The organism is Thalassoglobus polymorphus, from assembly GCF_007744255.1.
Taxonomy (GTDB): domain Bacteria; phylum Planctomycetota; class Planctomycetia; order Planctomycetales; family Planctomycetaceae; genus Thalassoglobus; species Thalassoglobus polymorphus.
This window is the reverse complement of sequence record NZ_CP036267.1, coordinates 40201-65402: the sequence shown is the minus strand read 5'-3', so window position 1 is coordinate 65402 and position 25202 is coordinate 40201. Positions and strand designations below refer to the sequence as shown.

Genomic DNA, 25202 nt, shown 5'->3' with positions numbered 1-25202 from the left:
TGAACAAGACATCAATTTAGACATAATGGTGCTCCATGATTTCTCGACGTGAATTTCTGAACCAGAATGCAATGGGCGTGGGTGCTGTTGCTCTCAGTTGGTTGATGCAACAGGAACAGGCTCACGCTATTCCAGAAGCTCTCGTTGCGCGTCCGCACAACGATTTGCTTCCGAGAAAACCTCAATTCGCACCGAGTGCGACAGCGATGATTTCGCTATTTCAACATGGAGGTCCATCCCATATGGATCTCACTGATCCCAAGCCAGAACTTACCAAGTACAGTGGCACGGATTACAGTGGCGACATTCATTTCAGTTTTGTGAATGCTGCCAGCAAAAAGTTGCTCGGAACTCCGTTTGCATTCCAGAAGCATGGTGAATGTGGTACGGAACTCTCCGAACTATTGCCACATACTGCAAACATCGTGGATGACATGTGCCTGATTCGCAGCATGCACACGGGAGCGAACGGACACGAAGTTTCTATCCGATACTTCCACGGCGGCATCCCCGGTGTACTCGGTCGGCCAACACTTGGGTCGTGGTTGGTCTACGGTCTCGGCTGCGAGTCCCAAAACTTGCCGGCCTACATGGTTCTTTCTGACCCCGGCGGTCTCCCGGTCGATGGGGCAACAAACTGGTCGAACGGATACATGCCCGCCATGTTCCAGGGAACCGTTCTCAGACCGCGTGAACCACGTATCCTGAACCTGCAACCACCCTCTCACCTGGCTGGTGGAATTCAGCGACAGAATCTCGATTTCCTGCGGGAGTTGAACAAGCAGTATTCAAAAACACATCCCGACGAAGCCGAACTCGATGCTCGCATCGCCAGTTACGAATTGGCAGCCCGTATGCAAACCGCTGCCACCGACGCTCTTGATCTGTCGCAGGAAACAGAAGCGACACAAAAGATGTACGGACTCGATCAAAAAGAAACGAAGGAATACGGAACTCGTTGCCTGATCGCCAGACGGCTCGTCGAACGAGGTGTCCGCTTCATACAGTTGTTCCATAGCGGTCAACCCTGGGACAACCACAGCAGCATCAAAAAAGGCTTAACGAACATCTGCAAGAAAACCGATCAGCCAGCAGCCGCATTGGTAACGGACCTCAAACAGCGAGGGCTGCTTGATTCGACACTCGTTCACTGGGGAGGAGAAATTGGCCGACTCCCTGTCGTACAAGGTGATCCTTCTCCCGAGAAAGCTGGACGTGATCACAACGGACAAGGGTTTAGCATCTGGATGGCTGGGGGCGGAATCCGTGGCGGGATGGCTTATGGAACGACCGACGAATTCGGTCACAAAGCAGTCGAAAATGTCGTGACCCCGAACGACTTCCAAGCCACGATCATGCGGCTGTTCGGACTGGACCACGAGCAACTGAAATTCCCGCACAACAACCGGTTCGACATCATCACCCACTCCCGTCCCGCCAAGGTCGTCACAGATATCATCGCATAATGGTATCATCGCATAATGGCATCATCGAAGAGCGATACCATTCAACCGTGGACTGTTCTCCGGCCTTTCGCAGTTCAAGTCGGCTCTATCCCCGGTTGCGAGCAGTATTGAACTCGTGTGCACCAACGCGATTCGGACTTGGCCTTTGGACCACATCGAGTGCAAAAAATCAGGGACCGACAAGGTGAGACTACGGTCTCGCCTTGTCGGTCCCTTTCTATCTCGATCGGTGTCAACAGGATCTATTCCTGAGCCTGTCGATCAGTCACCAAAGGCGGCGTCGAAGCGGACTCCGCTTGACTTGAAGTCAATGTTGTGGCAGAAGTCGGCAGCTTCGGCAGCTCCCTGTTCGCGGTCCATTCCACAATCTTCCCATTCGACAGAAAGTGGCATATCACTCGGGTAACCAACGGCATTCAGTGCGCGAATAATCTCTTCGAAACGAACTCCTCCACGCCCAACGCTACGGAAGTCCCAACCACGCCGTGGATCACCGAATGAGAGATGACTGGAGAGAATTCCAGTGCGACCATTGAGGGTCGTCGCCGCATCTTTCATATGAACATGATAGATGCGGTTTGGGAATTCTCGAATGAATTCAACAGGGTCAACACCTTGCCAAATTAAGTGGCTGGGGTCAAAGTTGAAACCAAATTCTTCACGGTGACCAATTGCATCCAGTGCCGTTTTTGCAGAGTAAATATCAAATGCGATTTCGGTCGGATGAACTTCCAAAGCGAAGCGGACTCCACATTCCTGAAAAACGTCCAGAATGGGATTCCAGCGATCTGCAAACTGCTGGAAGCCAGCTTCAATCATCGATGTTGGTGTTGGGGGGAAATCGTACAGGTAAGGCCAGATACTTGAACCTGTAAACCCGTTCACAACACTCACTTCGAGCTTCTGAGCTGCCCGAGCGGTATTTTTCATTTCCTCGATGGCTCGCTCATTGACACCAGCGGGGTCACCGTCGCCCCAAACGTATTCGGGAAGAATCGCCTGATGCCGCTGATCAATATTGTCGCAAACGGCCTGACCTACGAGGTGGTTTGAAATCGCGAACAGCTTCAGGTCATGACGTTCGAGCAGGTCACGTTTTTTGGCGCAATAAGTATCGTCGGAGAGAGCTTTATCGACTTCGAAGTGGTCACCCCAGCAAGCCAGTTCGAGCCCATCGTAGCCGAACTCCTTCGCTTTTCTGGCAAGCTCTTCCAACGGAAGATCTGCCCACTGGCCTGTAAACAAGGTGACCGGACGCCCCATAGCAATTCTCCTCAAAAGATAATCTATCAGAAATTGATGCAAAGATTCCCTCAGAAAGTACCCGAGAACGGTCGAAAGATCAAACGTCTTGTAGCTACCATTCCGAACCTGCTTCGTGCATAATCGTAAAAAAAACTTCCTTTCAACAGGTTGCTATCGATGGATCTTTTCCCTGTTCACGTAATTTCACGCGTTTTACATATTCTCGCTGCCATTCTCCTGTTTGGTGGATCAATGTTTATATTCATGGTCCTCAAACCTGCTGCCAAGGAGCTCCCCGAAGCGGAGCACGAAGCATTCAAGGAACGGATTATGAAGAAATGGCGAGCCTTTGTAGGAATGGCGATCGGCTTATTGATCTTCTCCGGTTTCTACAACTACATCGCGGTCGCGATTCCAGAACACAAAGCTGCTGGTGATTCAAAATATCACATGTATATGGGAATCAAGATTCTCCTCGCTTTTGTGGTCTTCTTCATCGCATCGGTGCTACCGGGACGTGCGAAAGCGTTTGAAAAGATGCGACAGAACTCGCAATCCTGGACCTTACTCACGCTGATTCTAGCAACCGTAGTCGTTGCGATTGCAGGCTTCCTGCGAGTCCGTGGAGTTTAATCGACGTTGCCAGCCGAGTGACAAGCCGAGGCATCCCGAGGCCTCATTGAAAACAGAGTACGGAAACGCTTCGTCGATTCCGCGACCTGCATGGCCCTTTTGATGCTCGTTCATCGCTTCACTGATGAGACAGCCTTTAATGCTGTGCCGATCGTGGTCGTACCTGCGAAAAACGCATTTCACCGATGGGCTCGCTGATCGCCAGCAGGCAGTGCGCGACACTGTATTGGAAGCGGCTGTAGCGTGGCCACGACTTTGGATCAGTTTTTATTGAGTACGTCGGTGGACAACTGAGTCTTCCCTCCAGTCAGGCGTTCCTACAGACTCCTTTCTTTGCAACGACGGCCCGCCTACAATTTTGTGGGTGGGTGTTATGTTCGTGATTGCGCGATCGTCGTGACTCAGCGAGGTTGTCTCGTAACGAGAATTTCACTCGCTCTGGAGTTCCCTCCCTATTGCTACACGCTGTCGCGAGACCTTGTTGATTGATACAAAATGCGAAACGTTCTGGAAGCGATCATTGCTGCCAGAGAGAGTGGAAAGGATGTCGTTTTCACCTCTCTGATCGAGACCCGTGGATCAACCCCGCAAAAGCCGGGCGCCACGATGCTTGTCCACGAGGATGGTTCTCAAGTCGGAACCCTTGGCGGAGGCTGTGTCGAAGCGGAAGTGAAACGTCAGGCGCTCGAGAATCTCGCCACACAAACGTCAGAGGTCGTCTCGTTTCAGCTGAATCACGACTACGGTTGGGATGACGGACTGATCTGTGGCGGCCGCATGAAGATGTTGATCAGCCCCGTCGCTGCCCAGACCAATCTGGAATATCTTCAGACAACCCTGAAACTGTTACAGACAGGGAAAGGTCTGACTGAAGCGGTCTTGCTCGACGACTCCATCGGGGTCGCCGGGACTCAATTTCTGTTTGACCACAATGAAACATTTATCACATCTTCAACGGGAGAGACTCCTCCCAGTGCAGTGACCAAAAATCTTCCTCCACTCAAGCTTCGTCCGCGACCGAGCGTTGCCAAGGGGGTTTCGTACCTGCCGCGTTTGCCGCTGATCAAACTTATCGTGGTTGGTGCGGGGCATATCGGACGACAGCTAACAACTTACGCAGCCGATGCCGACTTCGAAGTCACGGTTGTTGATGATCGTGAAATCTATTGCAACTCGGAAAATATCCCGGCAGCGAAGAACTGGGTCATTGGAGAGTTCGACGAAGTCCTCCCGAATCTGAAAATCGACGAGCAAACTTACTGCGTGATTGTAACACGTGGTCACAACCACGATGAGGAGGCCCTGTTTCACATCATCAAGCGGAATCCGAAATTCGTCGGGATGATCGGTTCGAAGCGGAAGATTAAATTGATCTTCGATGACCTGATTCGAAATGGAATCGATGCCGAGTTGCTCGACCGGGTTCACGCTCCCATCGGGTTGGAAATCGGCTCACAAACTGTCCCAGAAATTGCCATCAGTATTGCTGCTCAGCTGATTCAACACAGAAACTGTGAAAGCAATTCAGCACAGCGAAAAAAAAACACGCCTGCGGATTCAACATCCGAGGCGTGTAATTGAACTGCCAACCGCTTGAGCTTATGGAACAGCATTTCCGTTCACGATAATCTGACCATTGCTTGTCCCAGCTGGGATGAAGAAGTCCAGATACCACGGGAAGAATGTTCCGAGTGGGATCTCGTTGTTCACGTTTCCACTGAGATTGATAACACCTCGAACATCGCGGAAGATAATTCCTTCCTCTCTGGCGTTGTCAAAGTCGGTGACCATGAAGATACCGTTTCCGTTGATCGCCACATTTGACGATGCGAAGATTCGTTCAAAGGCAATCCCTGTGCTATCAAAGCCGACCAGGTTGATTTGGTTGTTTTCGATTGCGATATTGTTTCCACCACTCTGGAATGTGAGCGACATGCCTGTAGCTCCGTTTCCAGTCATTTGGAATCCACTTCCAGCGATCACGTTATTGTCTTCGTCTCGACGTAGATTGTTGCTGATGATGAGGTTTGTTGATTCCAGGAAGGTAAAGTCGAGTCCAATATCGTTGATTCCTGATGAAGCAAGATCATTATTGGAGTACAGGACGTCAGCAATCCCATCGATATTCAGCTCCACTCCGGTCTGATTATTCGGGCCATTCGCAAAGAGAATTGTATTTGAGTCCATTATGATTTGACTCTCCCCTGTCCAGGTGACATTAACCGCCGCTCCGTTTGAACGATTTGGAGTCAAGCCTGCGAAAGTCATTGCTCCAGGGATTCCGTTGTTCAGCAAGTTAAAGTTCAGCGGAGCCCCTTTCCCGATCGCACCACCCGTTCGCAAGGCGATCATATCGGTCCCGGCTAGCGTGGTTTGCCCGTCCATCACGCTGTTGTTCACAATGTTCACATTATAGGTCACGAGGTCATCTGGATCGTCATCAACTCCGTCACCATCGATGTCAATTTCGTCAATCGTTGCCAGGAAGTCGATTTGCTGTTGGTTCGCTCCCGTACCGTTGTTCACAAGTGTGGAATCCATCAAGGTAAAGTCGGAAACATTTTCCATTAAGATCGCTTCACGATCCGAGTTTCGGATATCGAGCCCGAGAAGGAGAACTTCAGGATCTATTCCAGCTCCTTCGACAATGATTGTCTGTCCATGAATACCGAGATTATTTCCCAAGAAATCCATGTACCCCAGCTCAACATACTGCGTGTCATTGAAGTGAGCACCATCCACGGTCATTTGGGAAATTTCACCACCCGAGGCAGCATTTTGACCAACTCCTGTCACGATGAAAGAGCCGATACTATCTCCGACAAAAATACCGAATCGGTCGTTCGAGGCAGTGATCGATTCAAACATCAGGTTATGTCGCAAGTTGTTTGTAACACGAATCGCTGTCGCATCGGTTGCATCCAGAGTACCGGTTGAGACCTGAACGTTATCATTTCCACTGATGCGGACTGCTGTATCATCGTCAACTCCAGAATTCCCAAAGAACTCCACATCCAGTCTTGTGAAACTGACATCTGCCATTTCATTCGGGGCTGCATTGGTGTTGTCGGTAATTTGAACACCGGAGTCGGAAGACAATGCTCCGAGTGCATTCTGGACAGAGACGAGATTGAACCCGATGTCTCCTGAATTATCATTGATAACAATCGCTGGAGCGGTTGTCCCTAACTGGTTGTCAATCAGGACAGAGCCGAGGAATTGAGTAAACGCCGAGCTTGTATCAACATCAATTCCAGCGGAACCACGGTTGTTGATATCCACGTCCGTGAAGACGATTTGGTACATCGATTTTTGAACGTTTTCAATGTTAATCGAGTTTCCAAGGACGTTTCGAATGGACGTCTGACCGACAACGACAAACCGTCCGATCGTCGTCCCGGTGTCCATGATGTCTTGAATGTCGATCCCCTGAGCGAGACTCGTATCAATCGCGACATTGTTCAAAGTGATCGTTCCAGAACTGGATTGGACTTCAATCGCAGCCGTCGCTGACGGAGCTGTTCCCAAGCCGTTAATTGTCAAGGTGTCCTGGAAGGTGACCAGCCCAGCCCGGTCAGCACCGGGATTGAACGGATCTGGACCTTCGGCAATATCTTGAATCAAGAGACCGTGATCGTTTCGGTCTGTGATTGTGACTGCTCCCTGGAAGACAACTGAACCTGTCGATTGGAGGTTCAGGACTGAAATCCCACCAGTGAGAGGTGTGTCAATTGTCATCGCGTTTGCCACGGTGACTCCAGCGGAATGGTTTTCGACTTGAAAAGCACCACTCTCGCCTGTATTCGTGTTCAACAATTCGATTTGATCAAACGTCACATTCGCAGTTGATGAGGTTGCTGTCGTTCCTCGAACTAAAATCCCCTCGCCACCGTCGTCCATGATGGAGGTGTTCCGCATGTTGACACTTCCTCCGGCGTCTTCGATCAACACGGAGAGACCACTTGAATTCGTGATGGTATTCTCGCCATTGAAGACAACGGTTGCATTGCCGCCAGTTACGCTAAATGCGTTCCCGGATGTGTTCGAGATTGCGATGTTCTCCAGGACAAATCCTCCTGTTGAAGAATCGATCTCTATTCCTGACCCGAGAGTCCCGGTCGAATTATTGATGATGAGTTCATTGAGTTCGGCACTGTCAATTCCTGATGCGAGGATCGCAGGCCCATCAGCATAATCCTGAATGGTGAAACCAGCAAAACGGCTGTTGTTCCCCATCGTGATCACCGGACCGGTCACATTCTGAATAATCGGTCGGGATGCGGGGCCGGGTGTGACTGTTGGCAAGTCAATTTCGTTCACGATTCCGACGACTGGAATTGTTAATGGAACACCTTCGCCGAGGACAAGCACATTGTCTCGCAAGACAGCTGTGGCATTTCCATTTCCATCGACCACTCCGTCAAACACGCTGTTGGCTTGCACGAACACAATATCGGCAAAAGGAGACTCGTCGATCGCTTCCTGAATGTACTGGAATGGCATCGAGAGTGATCCATTTCCAAGGGGTGCCGGGAAGTTTCCAGGTGGTGGATTTGGATTGTTTCGAACATGGTAGATCAAGTATGGATCACCATCATCGGGATTAATTGCCAGCTCTGGTGCGTTCAACGCGCTGTTATCCAAAGTTGAAACGGTTCGGCTTCTTCGAACCCAGCTTGCCATACGGCTGTACTGACTTTTTCCCAAACGAGGTTGTGGATCCAGGTGCCCCCAGTAGTTGACATCTGCTCCAAAAACAACATTCGTATTGAAAACATTGTCGCTCGTCACCTCGAGGAACATGTGCGAGAGTCGATCAAGAAAGTCCCCATCCATCCGAAGTTTGAATCCGGTCACTTTCTCTAAATCGAGCCCACGCGCCTGGTAGTGGTAAGCTCCTGCGGAGACTTCCAGATTGTGTTTCTCGGCAAGAGTCCCTTGAATCGGTGTCGAAAGGAGAGTGTCGAACCCTTCCAAAGCTGCGGAGGAAAATGTTCGAGACTGAAAGCTAATGTTACTTCCCTGCACACTTCCGCCAGGCCCGATGGCATCCACAAACATTTGAGTGCCAGGTTCAAATCGAACGTCGGTCACTTGTTGTTTATCGCCAAAGGGGATGTAAACGTTCGTACGAACGTCGAAGAATTCCGTCAGGATTTCGCCAGCAATTGTGAATTGCTCAAACGTAACCCCACGAGACTCATCGTGATCGTAGTAAAAGGTGGAACCAAGAACGGTATTCTTGGAAGGGAAGAAATGCCGCATTCCCAAACCGGCACTACCACCCATCTTGCCCCGATTGGTGACAAACAGACGACCATCCCCGAAGAACATGGTGTCTCCGTGGAAGGTGTAAGGAGCCAGGTCGAAGTAGGTGAGCGAGCCTTCTCGGCCGACGGTATCCCCTGCTTCATGCCCCGCTCGTCCCATCATTCCAAATCCACCAACCCCATTTGTAGGTTGTGATTTAAGAGACCCGGAGTAGTCTGGAATCGAGTGAGCATTCACGGGGATCGTGTAATCGATGTCCCCCGGAAATTGATCATCCGAGAATGTCGGCGAGGCAATTCCCAAGGCGAGTGCGAAGGCCGCCACATAGCGACCGGTTTTCACTGACGCTCGTTGAAGACTTGCTCGATTGAAAAGCCGAGTGGCTTGACTCGCTCGTTGAAGCAAGGACATATGCATACCCCAGGTTCCATCTTGAGACGCCGGAGATTGAACCGGCGTTTGTCGTCTTGACTGGTGGATTTGGTTGGTCATCGTTGCTCCCTCAACCCGAATCGATTCGCGAGCAGCCTCTGAACAGTTGTCAGGACCGAAGCGGCGTAAGCCAAATAAGTTTGCGATTCGTCTCATGAGTCGATGGGGGTAATCAGGATGAGCGTGCGCAGGAACTGCGTACGTGGGACGCTTTCGCGAGTCGTTCGCGAGAGAATCTGTAATCGAGATGTGGAGAGAGGATGATCGCCGGAAACTACTTAAAGAGAATCACAGCAGGAAGATCGACTTTCGCCAAAAGAGGGCCCAAAGCGGCAGAAATTCAACGCAATTCGCGGGAATCGCAAGACTAATTCAATCAACGCAAACTGTTTCATTCAAGAACTTTATGTGCTGCGAACCTGTTCCGCAGCAGCCTCCAATCAAGCGGGCACCAAACTCTTTCCAGGTCATTGCGAATTCGGCGTAAACTGCCGGATACTCACCCTCAGTTGACTCCCAAGTTCCGTTGGAGACCAACCTGCCAGTGTTCGCCTGGGCGCCAAGGACCATTTCAGGGGCAGTCTTGTGGATCTCCTGAAGAGCAGGCAGCACTTCATCGATTGGGATGCAATTCACAAGGATTGCTTCTGGCCCAAAGCACATCACACTCTTCACCGCTTCGGCCAGAGATTCCCCTGAGAGCAGTTTTCCATCCCGTCCGCAGGTGAAACTGATCATGAAAGGGGCTCGACTTCGCTGACAAAGCGTAGCCAGAATCGACGCTTCTCGGATCGTGATTTGTGTTTCGCATAAGAGAAAATCTACCCCCGCAGCGAGTAAATTCTCAATCATCAATGCGTGTTCCGCTTCAAGTTCTGACTCTGAGGGCGTCAGTTCTGGCGAATAACAATCTTCCAGCGGGGCAATCGAGCCAGCGAGATAGGCGAGCCCATTCGAAGCTTGCCGAGCGATCGCGACCGCATCAATTGTCAGCTGCCTCGCATCATTTGCCCAGATTGTTTCTTTCAAATTCCGTGAGTGAGTCCGGAAAGTATTCGTTGTGAGGATCTCTGCTCCTGCCCCAACGTAGTTGTGATGAATCGACAACAGAATCTCTGGGGCTTCTCGAATAGCAGTTGCCGACCACCCCGGAGATTGCAATTCAAACCCGCGTCGCTGTAATTCAGTTCCGGTCGCTCCATCCATCAAGATAATAGATTTTTCTTGAAGCCGATCATGAATGAGTTGGTCCGGCATAGCGATCGATCCTCAAAAGTGGCCTTCCCGCAACACTGATGCATTCTGGCATCACGAATTGTAACTTCATCCCAAATCACATTTTACAGCGAACTCAGATCGGCTTCCAAGATTCTCGCAAAATCGACGTAGCAAAAAGACATCACTGAGGTTTCTAAGCATCAGGCAACGCCAGGAGAGGATTCAGATTTCTAAACATTTCGTAAGCAGCTACACGACAACCACTTACGAGAAACAAGAGCTCGTCTGGTAATCAAAATGACAACCTGCTTGAACAGTTTTGGCACTGGCTTCGCTTTAGGTTCTTTCATCAAAAACAATTCTTTCCAACACAAGGAACCCCACGATGAACGCTCTATTCAACTCACTCCTCAACGACGAAGCCGGTTTCATTGTTTCTGCTGAACTTGTTCTTGTCGCAACGATTGTCGTCCTCGGAATGATCGTCGGACTCTCAGAACTGGCACTGAACATCAACAACGAACTGGAAGACGTCGGTTCCGCATTCAGCGGGATTCAGCAATCGTACGAAGTCAGAGGAATGCAAGGACACAAAGGCTGGGTCGATTGCAGCGACTTCTACGACACCGTCGACTTCTGTGCTGGACAGTTCGACGTCCAATAAGCTCTCACAAATTCGCGAGGAAAGTGAAGCACTCAGCAAAAAGAAAACTGATTGACTCTCACTTTCAACATCGTCTTTTGCGTCCTCTCTCAATGCTCTCACATTGATTGCCGATTCGCCTCCCACAGAAAGTTGAACTTTTCAGTCTTCTCTGAATTGAATGGACTTCTCAATCGTCGAGAATCCGCAAATCAAGTTGATTGAATCAGTTCTCGCACAGGCGAATCAGTCCCGACACCCGGCAAGTACCGCGTGGGGTTGGTGACTTGCCAAAAATGCCCTCATCGACGGATGAGGGCATTTTTTTTGCGCATGACAAAAGTCATCGCCGACATTGCGTATCACGTCAAGCTTTTCGGATCTTCTCTCGCCCAGACGCCACATTCAGCGTGCTGTTGCGCGTGTCGACAATAAGCTGAGAATGCTCAACAATGAATTCGTAATCATAAGCTGAGTGATCAGTCGCAATGAGGACGCAATCCTGCTCAGCCAAAAACTCCGCTGTCAGTTCCTGGCTTTGTAATTCCGGAAGATCATGATGCCGCATTTTTGGAATTTTGGGAACGTGCGGATCGCTGTATGAAAGGTCTGCTCCCCATTCTAGCAGCAATTCCATTAATACAAACGAAGGACTTTCACGAGGGTCATCGACATCCTTTTTATAAGCCACTCCCAGCAGACAGATCTTGCTTCCGCGAATTGGCTTGCCAGCTTCGTTCATGAATTTAGAAAGCTGGCTAATCACATACTCGGGCATTCGCGAGTTCACTTCACCGGCAAGTTCGATGAATCGTGTCGTCAAACCATGTCGACGTGCCAGCCACGTTAAGTAAAACGGATCGATTGGAATGCAGTGACCGCCGAGCCCCGGCCCCGGATAGAATGCTTGAAACCCGAAAGGCTTTGTCTTCGCAGCCGCGATCACTTCCCAGACATCAATGTCGAGCCGATCCAGAAGAATCTTCAACTCGTTGACGAGTGCAATATTCACAGCGCGGTACGTATTCTCCAGAATCTTGGAAGCTTCAGCAATTTCTGTTGTCGTCACTGGCACGACGTTAACCACAGCATGTGAGTACAGCTTCGAAGCCACTTCCAGACTCTGCTCATCGATCCCGCCAACGACCTTCGGAATCTTCGCAGCTGAGTAAACAGGATTTCCGGGATCTTCCCGTTCCGGACTGTAGGCTAAGAAGAAATCTTTTCCCGGTGTCAGCCCCGACCGTTCCAAGATTGGCAACAACACCGATCGTGTTGTTGTGGGGTACGTCGTACTTTCGAGAACAACCAATTGCCCCGGTCGGAGCACAGCTGCGATACTCTCACCTGTCCCGGAGACATAGCTGAGATCAGGGTCTCGGCTATCGTTCAAGGGTGTTGGCACGCAAATAATGATGACATCTGGTTCGGAAAGCCGAGTGAGGTCACTTGTCGCTTCAAACTCTGAGTCCGCTCGCCACTTCTGGATCTGCTCCGACGAAACATGCTTGATGTAACTTTGGCCCGAGTTCAACGCCTGAACTTTCTTGTCGTCGACATCAAACCCCAACGCTTTGAACCCGGCATTGAAAAAGGCATCAATCAGCGGGAGGCCAACATATCCCAACCCGACGACGCCAATCACCGCTTCAGTTGACTCAATTTTCTGTAACAATTCCGCTGACATAAAAGCCCCTCGATGTGACGTGGTGTCGATTTGACTGCTGAGTAGAGAGCGAAGTATTTTCGAGCAGCTATACTAGAACACTTGCGTGTTTCTTGTGTCCGCGAATTGAGCGTCTTGTCAGGTGATTGGCTGTTTGCCACGAGACAGGACTGCTACACCTTTATCAAAACCGCTCTAGCTGCGAAACTCATCGCTATTGTCAAGAATTAGAACGAAGCGATGTATCCATGACTACCAAGAAAATCGGAACTGGTGAAAATGTTTGCAATCAACGTCATCTTAACTGTTCAAGACGAAACCAACATCGACAAAGTGCAGGGACTCCTGACAGAAGCTGGTCGACTCTCTCGGCAAGAACCTGGCTGCCAGACTTTCGAGGTCTGCCACTCCCAGAACGATCCTAAAATCTTCATGCTCATCGAACGATGGGAATCGAAAGAGACTTGGGAAGTTCACAAGACCGCGAAAGCGTACACCGAAATCTATCACCCTCAGGTTCTTCCACTCGTCGACCGCGAACCACACTTCTTGGATATCATCGAATAGAGGATTTTCGAAGTTTGCCCTCCCCGTGAAAATCACGTTGCCGTTTAACAGTGTTCAACTGTGACACTTTCAACAGCGGTAATTTCAAATGTGACAATTCTCTGCGACACGAAGTCGAGCTCGAACACCAATTCAATTGTGCGAGAATCCGGGCGAACCTCTGAGATTTCTAAGAAACTTGTCAAAATAACGTAAAACATGGTGAAAACGTGAAGAGAGATTGATTTGAAGAGCGTCAAATTCGGTAGCCTCTTAGGAGACAGTCCTGTTTACGTAAATCACTCAAATCGCGTAAACTGAGAGGCCGTCCTGTATTGTGATATCGACATGACCACGAGGCTCACGTGATGAGACATAAAGTCGTTCTAGCATTTAGTTTGTCCCTTCTGGCATTTTTCGTGTCGTCGTCGCCCAACCTCTTCGGGCAGGACGCCGGAGATTCGAGCGAGAATCCTGCCGAGGCCACAACTCCTGAAGAGGTCGTCACCCCCACAGGTGAGCGGATTATCTATATCCCGTTCAAAGACCTCGACGGAGCTTTTCAGAATCCCGAGTCGAATGTTGTTCTGCCATACGCAGAATTCAAAGCGATGCTCGAAGTCTGGAAAAAACATCAAAAAGAACCCGCCTCTCCGGCAGCCATCATCACATCCTCAGACTATGTTGTGAAAATTGATGGCGAAGTTGCTCGCATCACCGCTACATTGAAAATCAAAGTCCTCGGGAAATCCTGGGTCTGGCAAATCGTCGACTTTGGCGAAGCAGCAGTCGGAAAAATTAGTGGCGACAACGTTCTTGCACGAGGCCTCGGCGAGGGAAGATACGAATTGTTCTTCGATTCCCCCGGCGACAAAACGGTGACTATTGAAATGGCGGTCCCGGTCAGCCAATCCCCCGACGGCCGTCGATTCGTCTTCAACACTCCACCAGTCGCAGTTTCGACTCTCGATGTGACGGTCCCTAAAAAGGATCAGGCGATCAAAGTCACCCCGACGATCATCGAACTCGACACTGCTGAAATGGATGCAACGACCGAGGAAGAGGTCACCCACCTGCGAGCAAATATCGGATCAACAAAAACCGTCACAATTCAATGGCATCCAGAAACCAGCCTCAAACCAGAAATGAACCTGCTCTCGAGCGTCACCAATCATACGCTCGTCACGCTGGAAGACGGATTGATTCACACCGACGCGTATTTGAACTTCGAAATTCTTCGCGGCTCGATGTCCGAATGCCGAATTGTTGTCCCGAAAGATCATCGCATTCTTGATGTCACCGCATCTGCCCGCATTAAGAATTGGGAGACGACAGAAGCTGAAGGAAATCAAATTGTGCAGATTGAGTTTCTCTCCGCAGTTGAGAAACCTGTCACCGTTGAAGTCCATACTGAACGCAAACTTGAGAATGGTCAGTTTGACGTGGCTGGCTGGACACAAGGCTCAGCCGCCATGGGAATTCATGCCATGGATGCGGTTCGAGAAAGTGGGCAACTCGCAATCCGGCATTCTCCCGATGTGAATCTCACCATTGCGGAACAGCAAGGTGTTGTGCGGATTGAATCCGGAAACGTCGACGCAAGACTCAAAGGCTCCAACGCGCTCACCTACAAGTTTTACTCGCCCGAACTCGCTCTCAAATTGAACGCGAAACCGGTTGAACCTCGGCTGATGATTGGCCATCAAATCGTGTTGACGTTTCAGGACGATGAGCTGCAAGTCAGTAACACTTTGCAATACAACGTTGAACGAGCCGGGATCTTCGAGCTAAAACTGGCACTCCCCGAGGATCTGACGGTCGACAACGTGCAGTCTCCTCAGATGAAAGAGTACAACGTCGACAACGACAAAAACGAACTGACGGTCACCCTCAATGAACGAACGCAGGGAGCCATTCAGCTTGTCATTCGTTCGCATCGAGAACTGACTGAAGACGAAACGTCCCAAGCATTGCCACTCATCGAACCTCTGGGCGCGGAACGCGAAACAGGTACGATTTTCGTTTACGCCAAAGATGCCATCGAAGTGATCACTGATCAGGATGGACTCGAAGGGGCACAGCCGCTTCCCGCGAACCAAGGACGCACCGGAGCTGTTTCGCTGAACTCAGCCTGGAGTTTCAGTCGCCGACCTTTGGCGATTTCGGTCCGGACCAAACGAAAGCCGACTCGTCTTTCTGCTCAGGTCGGAACGACTGTTGATGTTCAACCGGAACTGACGCAAATTCAAACACAACTCGACTATCTCATCGAATACTCCGGCGTCGACACCTTCCGCTTTGAAGTCCCAGAGAGTATTTCAAACGAGATTCAAATTGAAACCTCTCCGGGTGATCAGGCATCTGCTCCAATTAAACAACGGACCGCCTCAGATCCTGTCGATGGCTGGGTCATCTGGACCATTGAAACTCAACGAGAAGTCCTCGGGCGGCAACGTTTCATTATCACTTATGACGTCACCGAATCAGGTGGCGAAACACCTGCCGAAGAGGACGCCGATACCGATGCCGATGAACCACCTGCTGACGCCCCAAGCGGTGCACAAAATTCGCTGACAGTTCAGCTCATTCGACCACTTGGACAAGTCAATGACGCAGGCGAAACTACCAACGATCTCGCAAACGTTCAGGGCGAGTTGCTTGTCAAAAAAGAACGTTCGTTGTCGATTTCCGCCGAGGCCAACGGGGGCGAAATCGAATTAATTGATCTCCGAGAACTCAAAACGCTTCCACAATCAGGAACGCTCGCTTACCGATACTTCAACGCAAATCCTAACGACCGACCAACGTTCAAGCTCACTCAGGCCCGCCACGACATTCAGGAAGTCGTTTCAACTGTTATCTCTCGCGGACTCGTGGAAATCGTCTCAGGGGAAGATGCAGAAGCGACTTATCGCTGCCGCTTCAACGTGAAATCAACCGAGCGTCAACGCTTGCTCGTTCACTTGCCAGTGAACCTCGAAGTCCTCGGGACATTCCTGAATGACCGAGAAGTCAAACTCGAAAAAGCAGAAGTTCTCGACTCCGAATCCCTCGGTCCCGACTGGACTCCATTCTGGGTCAATGTTGCCAGAACAGAATCGTCAGAGGAATCGTTCCTGTTGACGTTCCAATTTTTATGGCGTGTCAATCCGCCGCTTGGTGAGAGTACTTTCGGACGTGGACGCATTTCGCTCCCGTTGCCAGTCATTGGTGATGGAGAATCGAGTGTGGCACAGGAATTGAAAGTCGTTGTCTGGGTCCCGGAGAAATACTCGCTCGTCGGTGACCCGAATAACTTCAACCTTAAAAAGGTCCACAACTCAAATTCCGTGCTGATTGGAGAACAGGCCAGCCGCCGTACTGACAGACTCGACAAGTGGGTTCAGCAGGGAAAAAGATTCCCCGGTGGAGTGGCTCAATTCCCCACCGATGGGCGCGTCCCGTATATCTATACCAACTTAGGTGGAGCACAAAAAATCAAAGTCATGTGGTGGAATCGCGTGACAATGACTTTGATCGTCAGTATCGCCATTGCCCTGATTGGCTGGGTTCTCCTGCGAACCTCTTGGGAGAACAAACTCGGAATGTTGCTCATCGCAGCCTTCGCTGCGGCGCTATATGGACTCTCAGATAGTCACGCCCTCAGCCAGGGATTGCACGCTGCCCGCTACGGACTCTTACTACTCATTGGACTTTGGGTCGTGCATGGCCTGTTCAATCTGGTGAGATCTTTCAGTTCGAAATCAGTAACCGTCGCTCCGACTGCGATCGGTGCTGTTCCTGCTGCGAGTGTAGAACCGACATCACCGACAGAATCACAAACAACAACACCTGAGAAACCAGAAGACAACGCGGAAACGGAGAACAGCACAGACCCGCCCGGCTCTGATTAGTTGTCCAGTTCTTTTTCTCCGTTCTCCGTTTGTGTTTCGTTTTCCAAAGTGTTGAGGCTGAAAATCATGACACCTCATTCGATTTTCTCATCTGGTTCTTCTTTTTCCTCGCCACACGCAATATGGCGTTGGTGGCGAACCGCTGCTGCACTGCTGGTCATCGCTCAGCTATGGACATCTCCAGTAACGGCGCAATCGAAGCCACTTTCGACAAAGGAACTCCAGGAACTTCAGCGTGTCTACGTCCCGGAAACAGAACTGGGATCGGTCATTAACAGTGATCGATTCGGAGCAATTCTGTCGACCGAGGAATTCGAAAGACTTCTCGAACGTGCCATTGAAGAAGGCAAGACGAGTGACGCGACTCCCAAAGGTGCGATTTTCCATTCCGCAAACTATGACATTCACGTCGAAGGTGACCGGCTGGTCGGCGAACTCGTACTTGAAGTTTCGCAATTCAAATCTCAGTGGAGTGAAGGACGCTTTGATATCACCGGCTGGAATATCGAAAAGGCGACGCTCGACGACAAGCCCACATCCATCGCTCGTGACGGAAAGCAACAGAACGTTCTACGTCTTCTGCTAAACGAACCGGGAAAGCACCTTCTGAAACTTGTCGTCTCGACGCCGCTCCATGCAAATGGAAGCGACAAATCAGCAAGTTTCCATCTTGTCGACAAAGCCGCCGGAGAGTTTCGCATTACTCTCCCAGCTGGAAAGTTTCTGGAAGCCTCTCAAACATCTCTCGACCGTCCCACTCCAGCGGATCAGCCAGCGACCTACACGATTCCCGTTGGTGGAAAAAACCTGCTGAGCCTGAACATCACCGACCGCCGAAAGGCGACCCGCGCCGATGTTCTTACATTTGCGAGCACGGCGATGGGAATCAAAGTGCTTCCGAGTGAATTGACCTGGATCGCGAAAACTGAGTTGCAAGTCTTCGGGCAGGAAATCGATCGCCTCACTTGCCTCATCCCGAGGTCCCTGGAAATTACTGCTGTGGAATCGACAGGCCTTGAATCGTGGGAACTCGCCGACGCTCCCGACGACGAGACAAAAACACAAATCACCCTGCAATATCGTCAAGGGTTCGACGGCCAACGGGGCGTCACTTTTAAAGGCATCCTCTCAGCGAGTCCCGATGAACCATGGTCCGTTCCGACTCTGGTCATCCCTAATGTGAATTCACACACCGGGACCATTGTTGTTCAACATCCGCAATCGGTCCGCTTACAGGTGATCGATTCGACTGGTGTACGGGCTGTGAACCAACAGCAAGCTCCCACCCCCAAAGGCTCTCCGAGTGCGGAATCTCAGGCCCACTACCAGATCTGGGCTGAAGACTTCGATTTAAGATTCGTCGCGAATTTGAAACAGCAGGAAGTTCAAGCCGCGATGACAAACGTCCTCGACGTCACACAGTCGCGGTTAAATTTATTTACGACTATCAGCGTCGAAACGCGATTGGCTCCACTGTTTGACTTCCGGGTCCAGATGCCCGCAGACTGGGACGTCACCACGATTCAGGTCGACGGCAACCCTGCAGCCTGGCAAACAGTTTCAAACGCAGCCGGCACCAATGAAATTCGTATTCCGCTCACCCCCCCGCTCTCACCGGGGCAAACTCGTAATATTCTGATTTATTCACGAACCATTCCTGAGAGTTGGCCGCTCAAAGATCAAACGGCACGGATCGTGATTCCTGAACTGACCTTACCACAAGCCGACATGGTCGAAGCCCTGTATGGCATCTCGGCTGAGAATGACTTCGATGTCATTTCTCAAAATGTGACAGGCCTCGACCCCGCTGGTCAGAAAGATTTAACCCTCCTGAATGAAAAGTTGCAGTCGCTCGGAAAACAAGTTCGACTTGGATTCACCTATCAGGATTCCGTCTTCAGTGGAGAACTCGACGTCTCACGAAAACCCGCAACATTCACTGCGGAAACCATCACCTTCTTCCGCATTGACCCAGAGAATCTGTACACACGCCTTGAAGCCAACATTGAAGCGACTGGCGGAGGATATCGCGAGCTCACGGTTCTCGTCTCCGAATCGGCTGGCGATGCCCTTCGCTTTTCACTGACTCCATACACTTCACAGCAGAACTCGCAACGAGTTCGCCTCGTCGAACAAACACCCGGCGAAGTCGTAGACGGATACCGAACCTGGACGCTGCGTTTTGATCGCTATCTCAAAGGAACCTACCATCTCGCCACTGAGGCTAGAACGCCACGAGCAGAAGCTGGCCCATATCAACCATCGCGACTCAAATTCCCGCAAGCCCTGCTCGTCAGTGGTTACATCGCTGTCGAATCAGCTTCGGAAGAACACGTTCAGATCAATGCAACTGCCGCAGACGAGAAACCATTGGTTTCAGTCGATCCCGTCGATTTCCCGAAGGCAAGCTATCAACCGCAAGAGCGGGTGGTTGCTGGCTATCGATACATTCACCCCGACTGGCAGCTCGCCATTACCACTAAAAAATTCGACCGCTCCGCTGTCCCGACCGTAATAGGACATTCCGCGACACTGGAAAGCATTCTCAGCAAAGCAGGCAACATTCAACATCAAGCGACGGTTTCCTTCACAGCCATTGGAGCACAGTCTCTCCTTGTGAAACTCCCCGAAGGAGCGACATTGTGGTCGACACTCATCGATCAATCGCCGGTCGAAATCCGTAAGTCGCCCGAGGGAATTCAAATCCCGCTCTCCGGTCTGAGCCAGCAGGCCCACTCACTACAAATTGTCTACTCCACTCTTACATCCGCCATGAACACGATGGGAGAATTCCAGGCGGTTCCGCCATCGCTGCATGTTGTCGATGGCAGCGGAGTCGAGCACGATGTCGAGATTTTAACTCAGGACTGGAAACTCCATGTCCCCGAAGACACGCTCCTCATCGGCAGCCACGGCCTGTTTGAACCGGTTGGTTCTCTGTTCGAGTTCTCATTCTTTGATGAATATTTAAAGTTATTCCGCCTCCCGACAGAGCGCACGACGTTCAATCGCAGCTCCGCGATTCTGTTCGCTCTCGTCATTCTCCTTCCACTCTGGCTCATTCGCCGGTCGTCAATCGGCAGCCGGCTTTCGATACCTGGAACAGGCTTCGGGATGTGGGCTGGAATTGTAATACTCCTTGGCGTTTGTGTGACACTCTTCATGCTGGCACTCAGCGCCCCGATGCGATCGGCCTCAAACGAGAGGCAGGCCGCCTCGACACATCATCTGGGTGATGAAATCCAGTTCCATGCCGGCGCAGAGTCAGCTTTCGAATATGATGAGGCAGTTCAAGACGCAGAAGAGTTTGCGACCGACTTCGCAAAGCCTGAAAGCAGGCCGAGCGTTTACGAAACACTCACAGTCGATTCCGCCTTGACTGCGGAACCGCAGGCTCCCCCTCTCCCATCAATGCAGGCGGCACCAGAAGCCCGTGAAGAACTCGCCAAAAGAAACCTTGAATCCAAAATGGACGAGAAAAAAGCGGAAAGCTCCACAATCATCGGCCTACCCAACCAAGACCCATTCGATAACAACTCCGACTTACCATTCCGACAAGGGAGCTTTGACCTGGCAGAACCAACCTTTGGGGGATTTGCTCCAAACATCGCAGCTCAAGGTCGCACACCTATTGATTCCATCCAAGCGACGAACGCTCCAGGTGAACAAGTTGAACTCGCTCAAGACCGCTTTGATCGCTCATCAGCGGATCAACGCTTTGGGCGGCAAAGCACTCGTGGTCGTATGTCGACCGGCGGGCTGCTCTCGATGACGTTTGACTTCCAGATTCCTGACGGAAGTCGCTCGCAGGAGTTTCATTATCAAGGCAATGGAATTGCCTCGGACGAAATCAATCTGCGTGTCCAGTTTGCCAACCGGACGACGGGCAACCTGCTCGTCTGGTCGATTGTTCTCGGAATTTCGCTTCTCGGCTGGTGGCTGAGAAATGCAAACATTGGTATGAAACTGTTCTGGATCGGACTGACAATTTTGCTGCCGATCTCGATCGCCTGGGTTGTTCCGACGACCTGGCAACTGTTGCTCGCCGGGATTCTGTACGGCGGAATCGTCACACTTGGTTTGTGGGGACTCTGCTGGTGTTCACAATGCTGCAAATGCTGCTGCGGTTGGTTATCAAGGAGATCCTGTCCAGCGATGTTCCTACTCCTCGCTGGTTCAATCTTCTTTTCAATCAACTCAGAATCACTGGCACAAAGCAAAGGGAAACCGCAAGTCGCTCCCGTTGCCCCAGCAACTGTACCCTCACCCCCATCTCCCCAAGTCAAACGAACTCCTTTCGTCGTTGTCCCGTTTGAATCACTGGATGAAATCGACGCTGCTCATCGAGTCTGGATTCCACAAGAAGTTTACCGTCAACTCTGGGAAACCTCTCATCCTGAAGATGCTGTCCCCACTGATAGCCCGGTCCCCGTGACGATTGCTGAGGCCAACTATTCAGCCAGCCTGAAATCAATCAACAAGAAACACCAAATCGCAATTCAAACTCGCTGGGTCGTGTCAGTCATGACCGACAAGCCGGTCACTCTCAACCTCCCGCTGTCGGGCAGTGCGATCGAGAACGTGATGATCGAAGACAAGCCGGCTGCTGTTGAAGCTGCTGGAAATGGTGTCTCACGCATCTTCCTGCAAGGACAAGGAATCCATATCGTCGACGCCCTGCTAACTCTTCCCGCCAGCGTGAACGGAGCCGCCGGAGAATTTAACGTCCAACTTCTCCCGGCTGCCTCGGGAATCTTCAGTTTTGAACTTCCCAAATCAGATGACGAACTTCGTGTCCGAGTCAACGGGTTGGAACGTGCCTACCGGCGCGTCACCGAAGAAGAGACGACACGCATCGAGTTCCCGGTTGATCGGGGCGGAAAGAAAACAGTCTCCTGGTTCCCCGAAGCTCAGATGGGAGACCAGAATCAAATCGTTCAAGTTGAAACATCTATTGCAACAACGTTCGATGATTCCGGAATGAACGTCAGCCACGGCTTTCAGGCACGCGTCCGACAGGGGCTCCTCAACGATATGGTCTTCACAGTCCCTGACGGCCTCTCCGTCCGGGATATCGCTGGTCAGGATGTTGGCGGTTGGGAAATGAATGACGCCGAGACCGGGAAAGAGCTCAAAGTTTTCTTCCGGCGAGAAGTGAGCGACCAAACCGAATTCCATGTCAACCTGTTCCGTAAACTCGACATTGGCAATGAGTCCGTTTCAATTGCAGTCCCGACGATCTCCCCTCAGGGAATTTCACGAGAAACGATTCAGCTTGGCCTCTTCACAGTCCCGCACCTCAAACTTCAGGTTACATCGACCAGCGGCCTGAACCAGATTGACGTCTCGCGTTACAAGCCAGTTGTCTCTCCGCAACAACCTTCTCAACCACCCAACTTCGCGTATCGCTCCTCATCCCGTCCACTTGAGATCAACGTCGCACTGCAACGCCGTGAGTCTGAATCAAAAACAGAAATTGAACACGGGATTCATATCGCCCGACGTAAACAACTGATCGCTTCGCGTATCGCCTGGACTCTCACCGGTTCCCCGCGCCGCAGTGTCGATGTCGCCATCCCGGACGGATACCTCCCGATGAGTGTCGTCTGTGCACACGCATCCGACTGGTATGTCCACGATGGGGAATCCGGAAAAATTCTCACCATCGAATTTCCAACTCCGCGATTGGGCCACGTCGAAGCGGGGCTTGAAGGCCACATCGTCAAGCAACCTGACGACACCAATGTTGTCATCCACCTTCCCCAAGCAATAAATGCCATCGGGCAGTCCGCAAAGCTCGGCATTTGGCTCGACTCCGCGTATCAGGCCTCCGTTGCTCAGACGGGTGACTGGAAATCATTGCAACCGGGGCAACTCTCCTCCAACTACAAGAAGCTGGACCCGCAACCTGTTCAATTCGCTTTCGAGACTCATGAACAGGCACCAGAAAATGTCGTCCTCACTGTCCAGTCCGCAACTCCTCGACTCGCCGCCGATGCTGTCACACTCATCGCGGTCAGCGATGCCACAGTCGACTATGGGCTAACGCTTCGCTGGAAAATTTCTCAAGCCGCTACAGATGAATTCATTTTCATTACCCCTGACTGGCTGGACAACCTGGACATCAAAGGCCCATCTATCCGCGAAGTTCAAAGTGAAGAGATCGAAAACAACCGCAAACGCTGGCGTGTCTCGTTGGTCGACCCCGTGCGCGATCAATACATGCTCACCATCGCTGCGACGATTCCCGCACCTACCGACTTGACGATCGCAACACCATATCTGGAATTCGAAACCGCAGTCGATGGCGGAAAGTTTCAGCCCCTGCGACTCCAACAGCAGTACGCCATTCTTGTGAACCTTTCACCGAATCAACTCGTCCCGGTCGACTTGGAACAGTTTGAGTCTGTCTCTGTCGAACAACTCCCGCTCGTTGTTCATCAGAAACTTGTACAACAAGCGATGGGCATCACCCGCGTTCGCGAAGACAAACTTCCCAGCTGGACGGTTCAGAGCATGGAAGAATTGACCGTTTCAAAAGCACTAGTGCTGACTGCCCATCTTGAGTCAGTTTTAGAACTCGATGGAAGCTGGCGAACGCTGGCAACGTACGGAATTCGAAATCGCGGGCGACAGTTTCTGGCACTGCATGTCCCTGAAGGATCGCGGATTCTCTCCGTCTTTGTTCGGGGTCAGGCATCACGAACTGTCGTCACTGAAATCAACGAGCAGACAACTCACCTGATTGCACTCCCGCAAACGAGTGCCGCAGACTTGTCGTTCGATGTTGAAGTCCTTCTCGCTGGACGCTTCGAAAATCCGCTTCAAACGGAGTTTGCTTTACAAGGGAAAAACTTCACGCTTCCCTCGCCAGCAGTCCTCTCACAAATCGATTCAGAAGAATTTGGCCTCCCCGTGACTCAAACCCTGTGGACAGTTCACTTCCCGGAAGAAATCGACGTCAAAGCTGTCACTGGAGTGGCATCGACGAATCTCACCCCGCACTCCAGCGACTCATGGTTGGCGGTCGAACAACAGGCGCTTGAGCGTATCCAGTCCGACCTCACTGAAATGTCCCGCATGGCGAACGACAAATCAATTAGTAAATCACGACGCATGCAAGCCAAGAACAATCTGAAGCAACTCAACCAATCCCTTTCTTTCAACACTGATCTATATAGTGCCAACACTGTGCAGGATGGTGCAGCGATTGAACTTCGAGAGCAACTCTTGCAAAACAATCGCAACCTTCAGAGAGAGGCGGAAAAGGCGATCGAGCTGAGTGACGAGACTCTTGAAAACGAAGAAACGACTGACTTTGGGCTCACTCAAAACAAAGGCCGGGCTTACATTGTTAACAACAATACGGAAATTAACCGCAGCAACAGCATTCAAGGAATTCCGGGCGTTGATGCGAAAGGGAAGACCTCCACTTTCAACTTTTTCGATCCCTCGACCGACGGATTGGCCCAGAAAAATGAATCCGCCGCTCCAACCAAAGCGGCTGCAACACGTTCCAAACTCAAAACGCAAATTGCCGGTCAACAGCTGATTATTTCCAACGACTCCACCTTTAACCCAGAGGTACAATTACCGGTCCAGCAACAAGGCCAATCCGGCACTCTTTTTGAAAGCCTGAACGGTCTTGTGGCGAATCAGTCTCAATCGCTGGAAGAAACCAGTGGCAGTCAGGGGGGTGGAATAGGCGGTATGGCGGGACGGGATTTCAACAGTAATGACGCGCTCGGTGTGAGTTTACAGAGCAATGTCGACGGCGGAGTTGAAGTGACTCGCCCCTGGTCCTCCGCAGGTGGCTTGTCCATTCAGATGAAGCTCCCCAAAAATGCGAGAACCCTCTCGTTCTCTAAAGTTGGCGGCAACCCTGCCCTCACACTCAACGTTCAGGCTGCCGAAACAAATCGCTGGCTATGGGGACTCGGTTGGTGCGTTGTCAACTTGATCTTCGGATTGTGGATTCTCAAAAGTTTCCGAAATGCAAAATCACCCCGATCATTCTTCGGTGTTCTTTCGAACTTGGCACTCGTGATCGGACTCATTGGATTCTTCTTCCTTCCTTCATCGCTGGCGTGGGTTTTCTTCTGGTTGTTCTGTTTTGGCGGACTCGTCAAAGTCGCTATCGCACAGCCAAAAACAATCGCCACTGCCGCATCGTGAAATTTTTTTTGAAG

The 25202-nt window shown here is 51.2% G+C and carries 11 protein-coding genes; 7 read left to right on the top strand and 4 right to left on the bottom strand.

The window, feature by feature from the left end:
* Positions 1-35: 35 nt before the first annotated feature.
* Positions 36-1466: a DUF1501 domain-containing protein gene (locus tag Mal48_RS00190; RefSeq protein ID WP_231739806.1), complete on the top strand. Its 1431-nt coding sequence runs from the start codon at positions 36-38 to the stop codon at positions 1464-1466.
* A 261-nt stretch (positions 1467-1727) separates the two neighbouring features.
* On the opposite strand, the gene Mal48_RS00185 is transcribed toward Mal48_RS00190, so the two are convergent.
* Positions 1728-2729, bottom strand: a complete 1002-nt coding sequence (locus Mal48_RS00185) for a sugar phosphate isomerase/epimerase family protein (RefSeq protein WP_145195012.1) — start codon at positions 2727-2729, stop codon at positions 1728-1730.
* Positions 2730-2888: 159 nt separating this feature from the next.
* Between Mal48_RS00185 and Mal48_RS00180 the strand changes: the two genes are divergently transcribed.
* Together Mal48_RS00180 and Mal48_RS00175 are read left to right on the top strand one after the other, a co-directional pair.
* Positions 2889-3344 (top strand): hypothetical protein, encoded by a 456-nt coding sequence (locus Mal48_RS00180; protein WP_145195010.1) that lies wholly within the window; start codon positions 2889-2891, stop codon positions 3342-3344.
* A gap of 495 nt (positions 3345-3839) precedes the next feature.
* Positions 3840-4925, top strand: a complete 1086-nt coding sequence (locus Mal48_RS00175; RefSeq protein WP_145195008.1) for an XdhC family protein — start codon at positions 3840-3842, stop codon at positions 4923-4925.
* An 18-nt stretch (positions 4926-4943) separates the two neighbouring features.
* On the opposite strand, the gene Mal48_RS00170 is transcribed toward Mal48_RS00175, so the two are convergent.
* Together Mal48_RS00170 and Mal48_RS00165 are read right to left on the bottom strand one after the other, a co-directional pair.
* Entirely contained in the window at positions 4944-9203 is a 4260-nt protein-coding gene (locus Mal48_RS00170) for a beta strand repeat-containing protein (protein WP_145195006.1), read from the bottom strand.
* 216 nt (positions 9204-9419) lie between these two features.
* Entirely contained in the window at positions 9420-10304 is an 885-nt protein-coding gene (locus tag Mal48_RS00165; RefSeq protein ID WP_145195004.1) for a homocysteine S-methyltransferase family protein, read from the bottom strand.
* 346 nt (positions 10305-10650) lie between these two features.
* Between Mal48_RS00165 and Mal48_RS00160 the strand changes: the two genes are divergently transcribed.
* The gene (locus Mal48_RS00160) at positions 10651-10929 is read left to right on the top strand and encodes a branched-chain amino acid aminotransferase (RefSeq protein ID WP_145195002.1); all 279 of its coding nucleotides are present in this window, start codon (positions 10651-10653) and stop codon (positions 10927-10929) included.
* A gap of 346 nt (positions 10930-11275) precedes the next feature.
* On the opposite strand, the gene Mal48_RS00155 is transcribed toward Mal48_RS00160, so the two are convergent.
* Positions 11276-12595 (bottom strand): nucleotide sugar dehydrogenase, encoded by a 1320-nt coding sequence (locus Mal48_RS00155; protein ID WP_145195000.1) that lies wholly within the window; start codon positions 12593-12595, stop codon positions 11276-11278.
* 258 nt (positions 12596-12853) lie between these two features.
* Between Mal48_RS00155 and Mal48_RS00150 the strand changes: the two genes are divergently transcribed.
* From Mal48_RS00150 to Mal48_RS00140, 3 genes are all read left to right on the top strand, one after another.
* Positions 12854-13141, top strand: a complete 288-nt coding sequence (locus Mal48_RS00150) for a putative quinol monooxygenase (protein ID WP_145194998.1) — start codon at positions 12854-12856, stop codon at positions 13139-13141.
* Between the two features lie 347 nt (positions 13142-13488).
* Entirely contained in the window at positions 13489-17013 is a 3525-nt protein-coding gene (locus Mal48_RS00145) for a hypothetical protein (protein ID WP_145194996.1), read from the top strand.
* A 66-nt stretch (positions 17014-17079) separates the two neighbouring features.
* On the top strand, positions 17080-25188 hold the full coding sequence (locus Mal48_RS00140) for a hypothetical protein (RefSeq protein WP_145194994.1): 8109 nt from the start codon (positions 17080-17082) through the stop codon (positions 25186-25188).
* Positions 25189-25202: the final 14 nt, after the last annotated feature.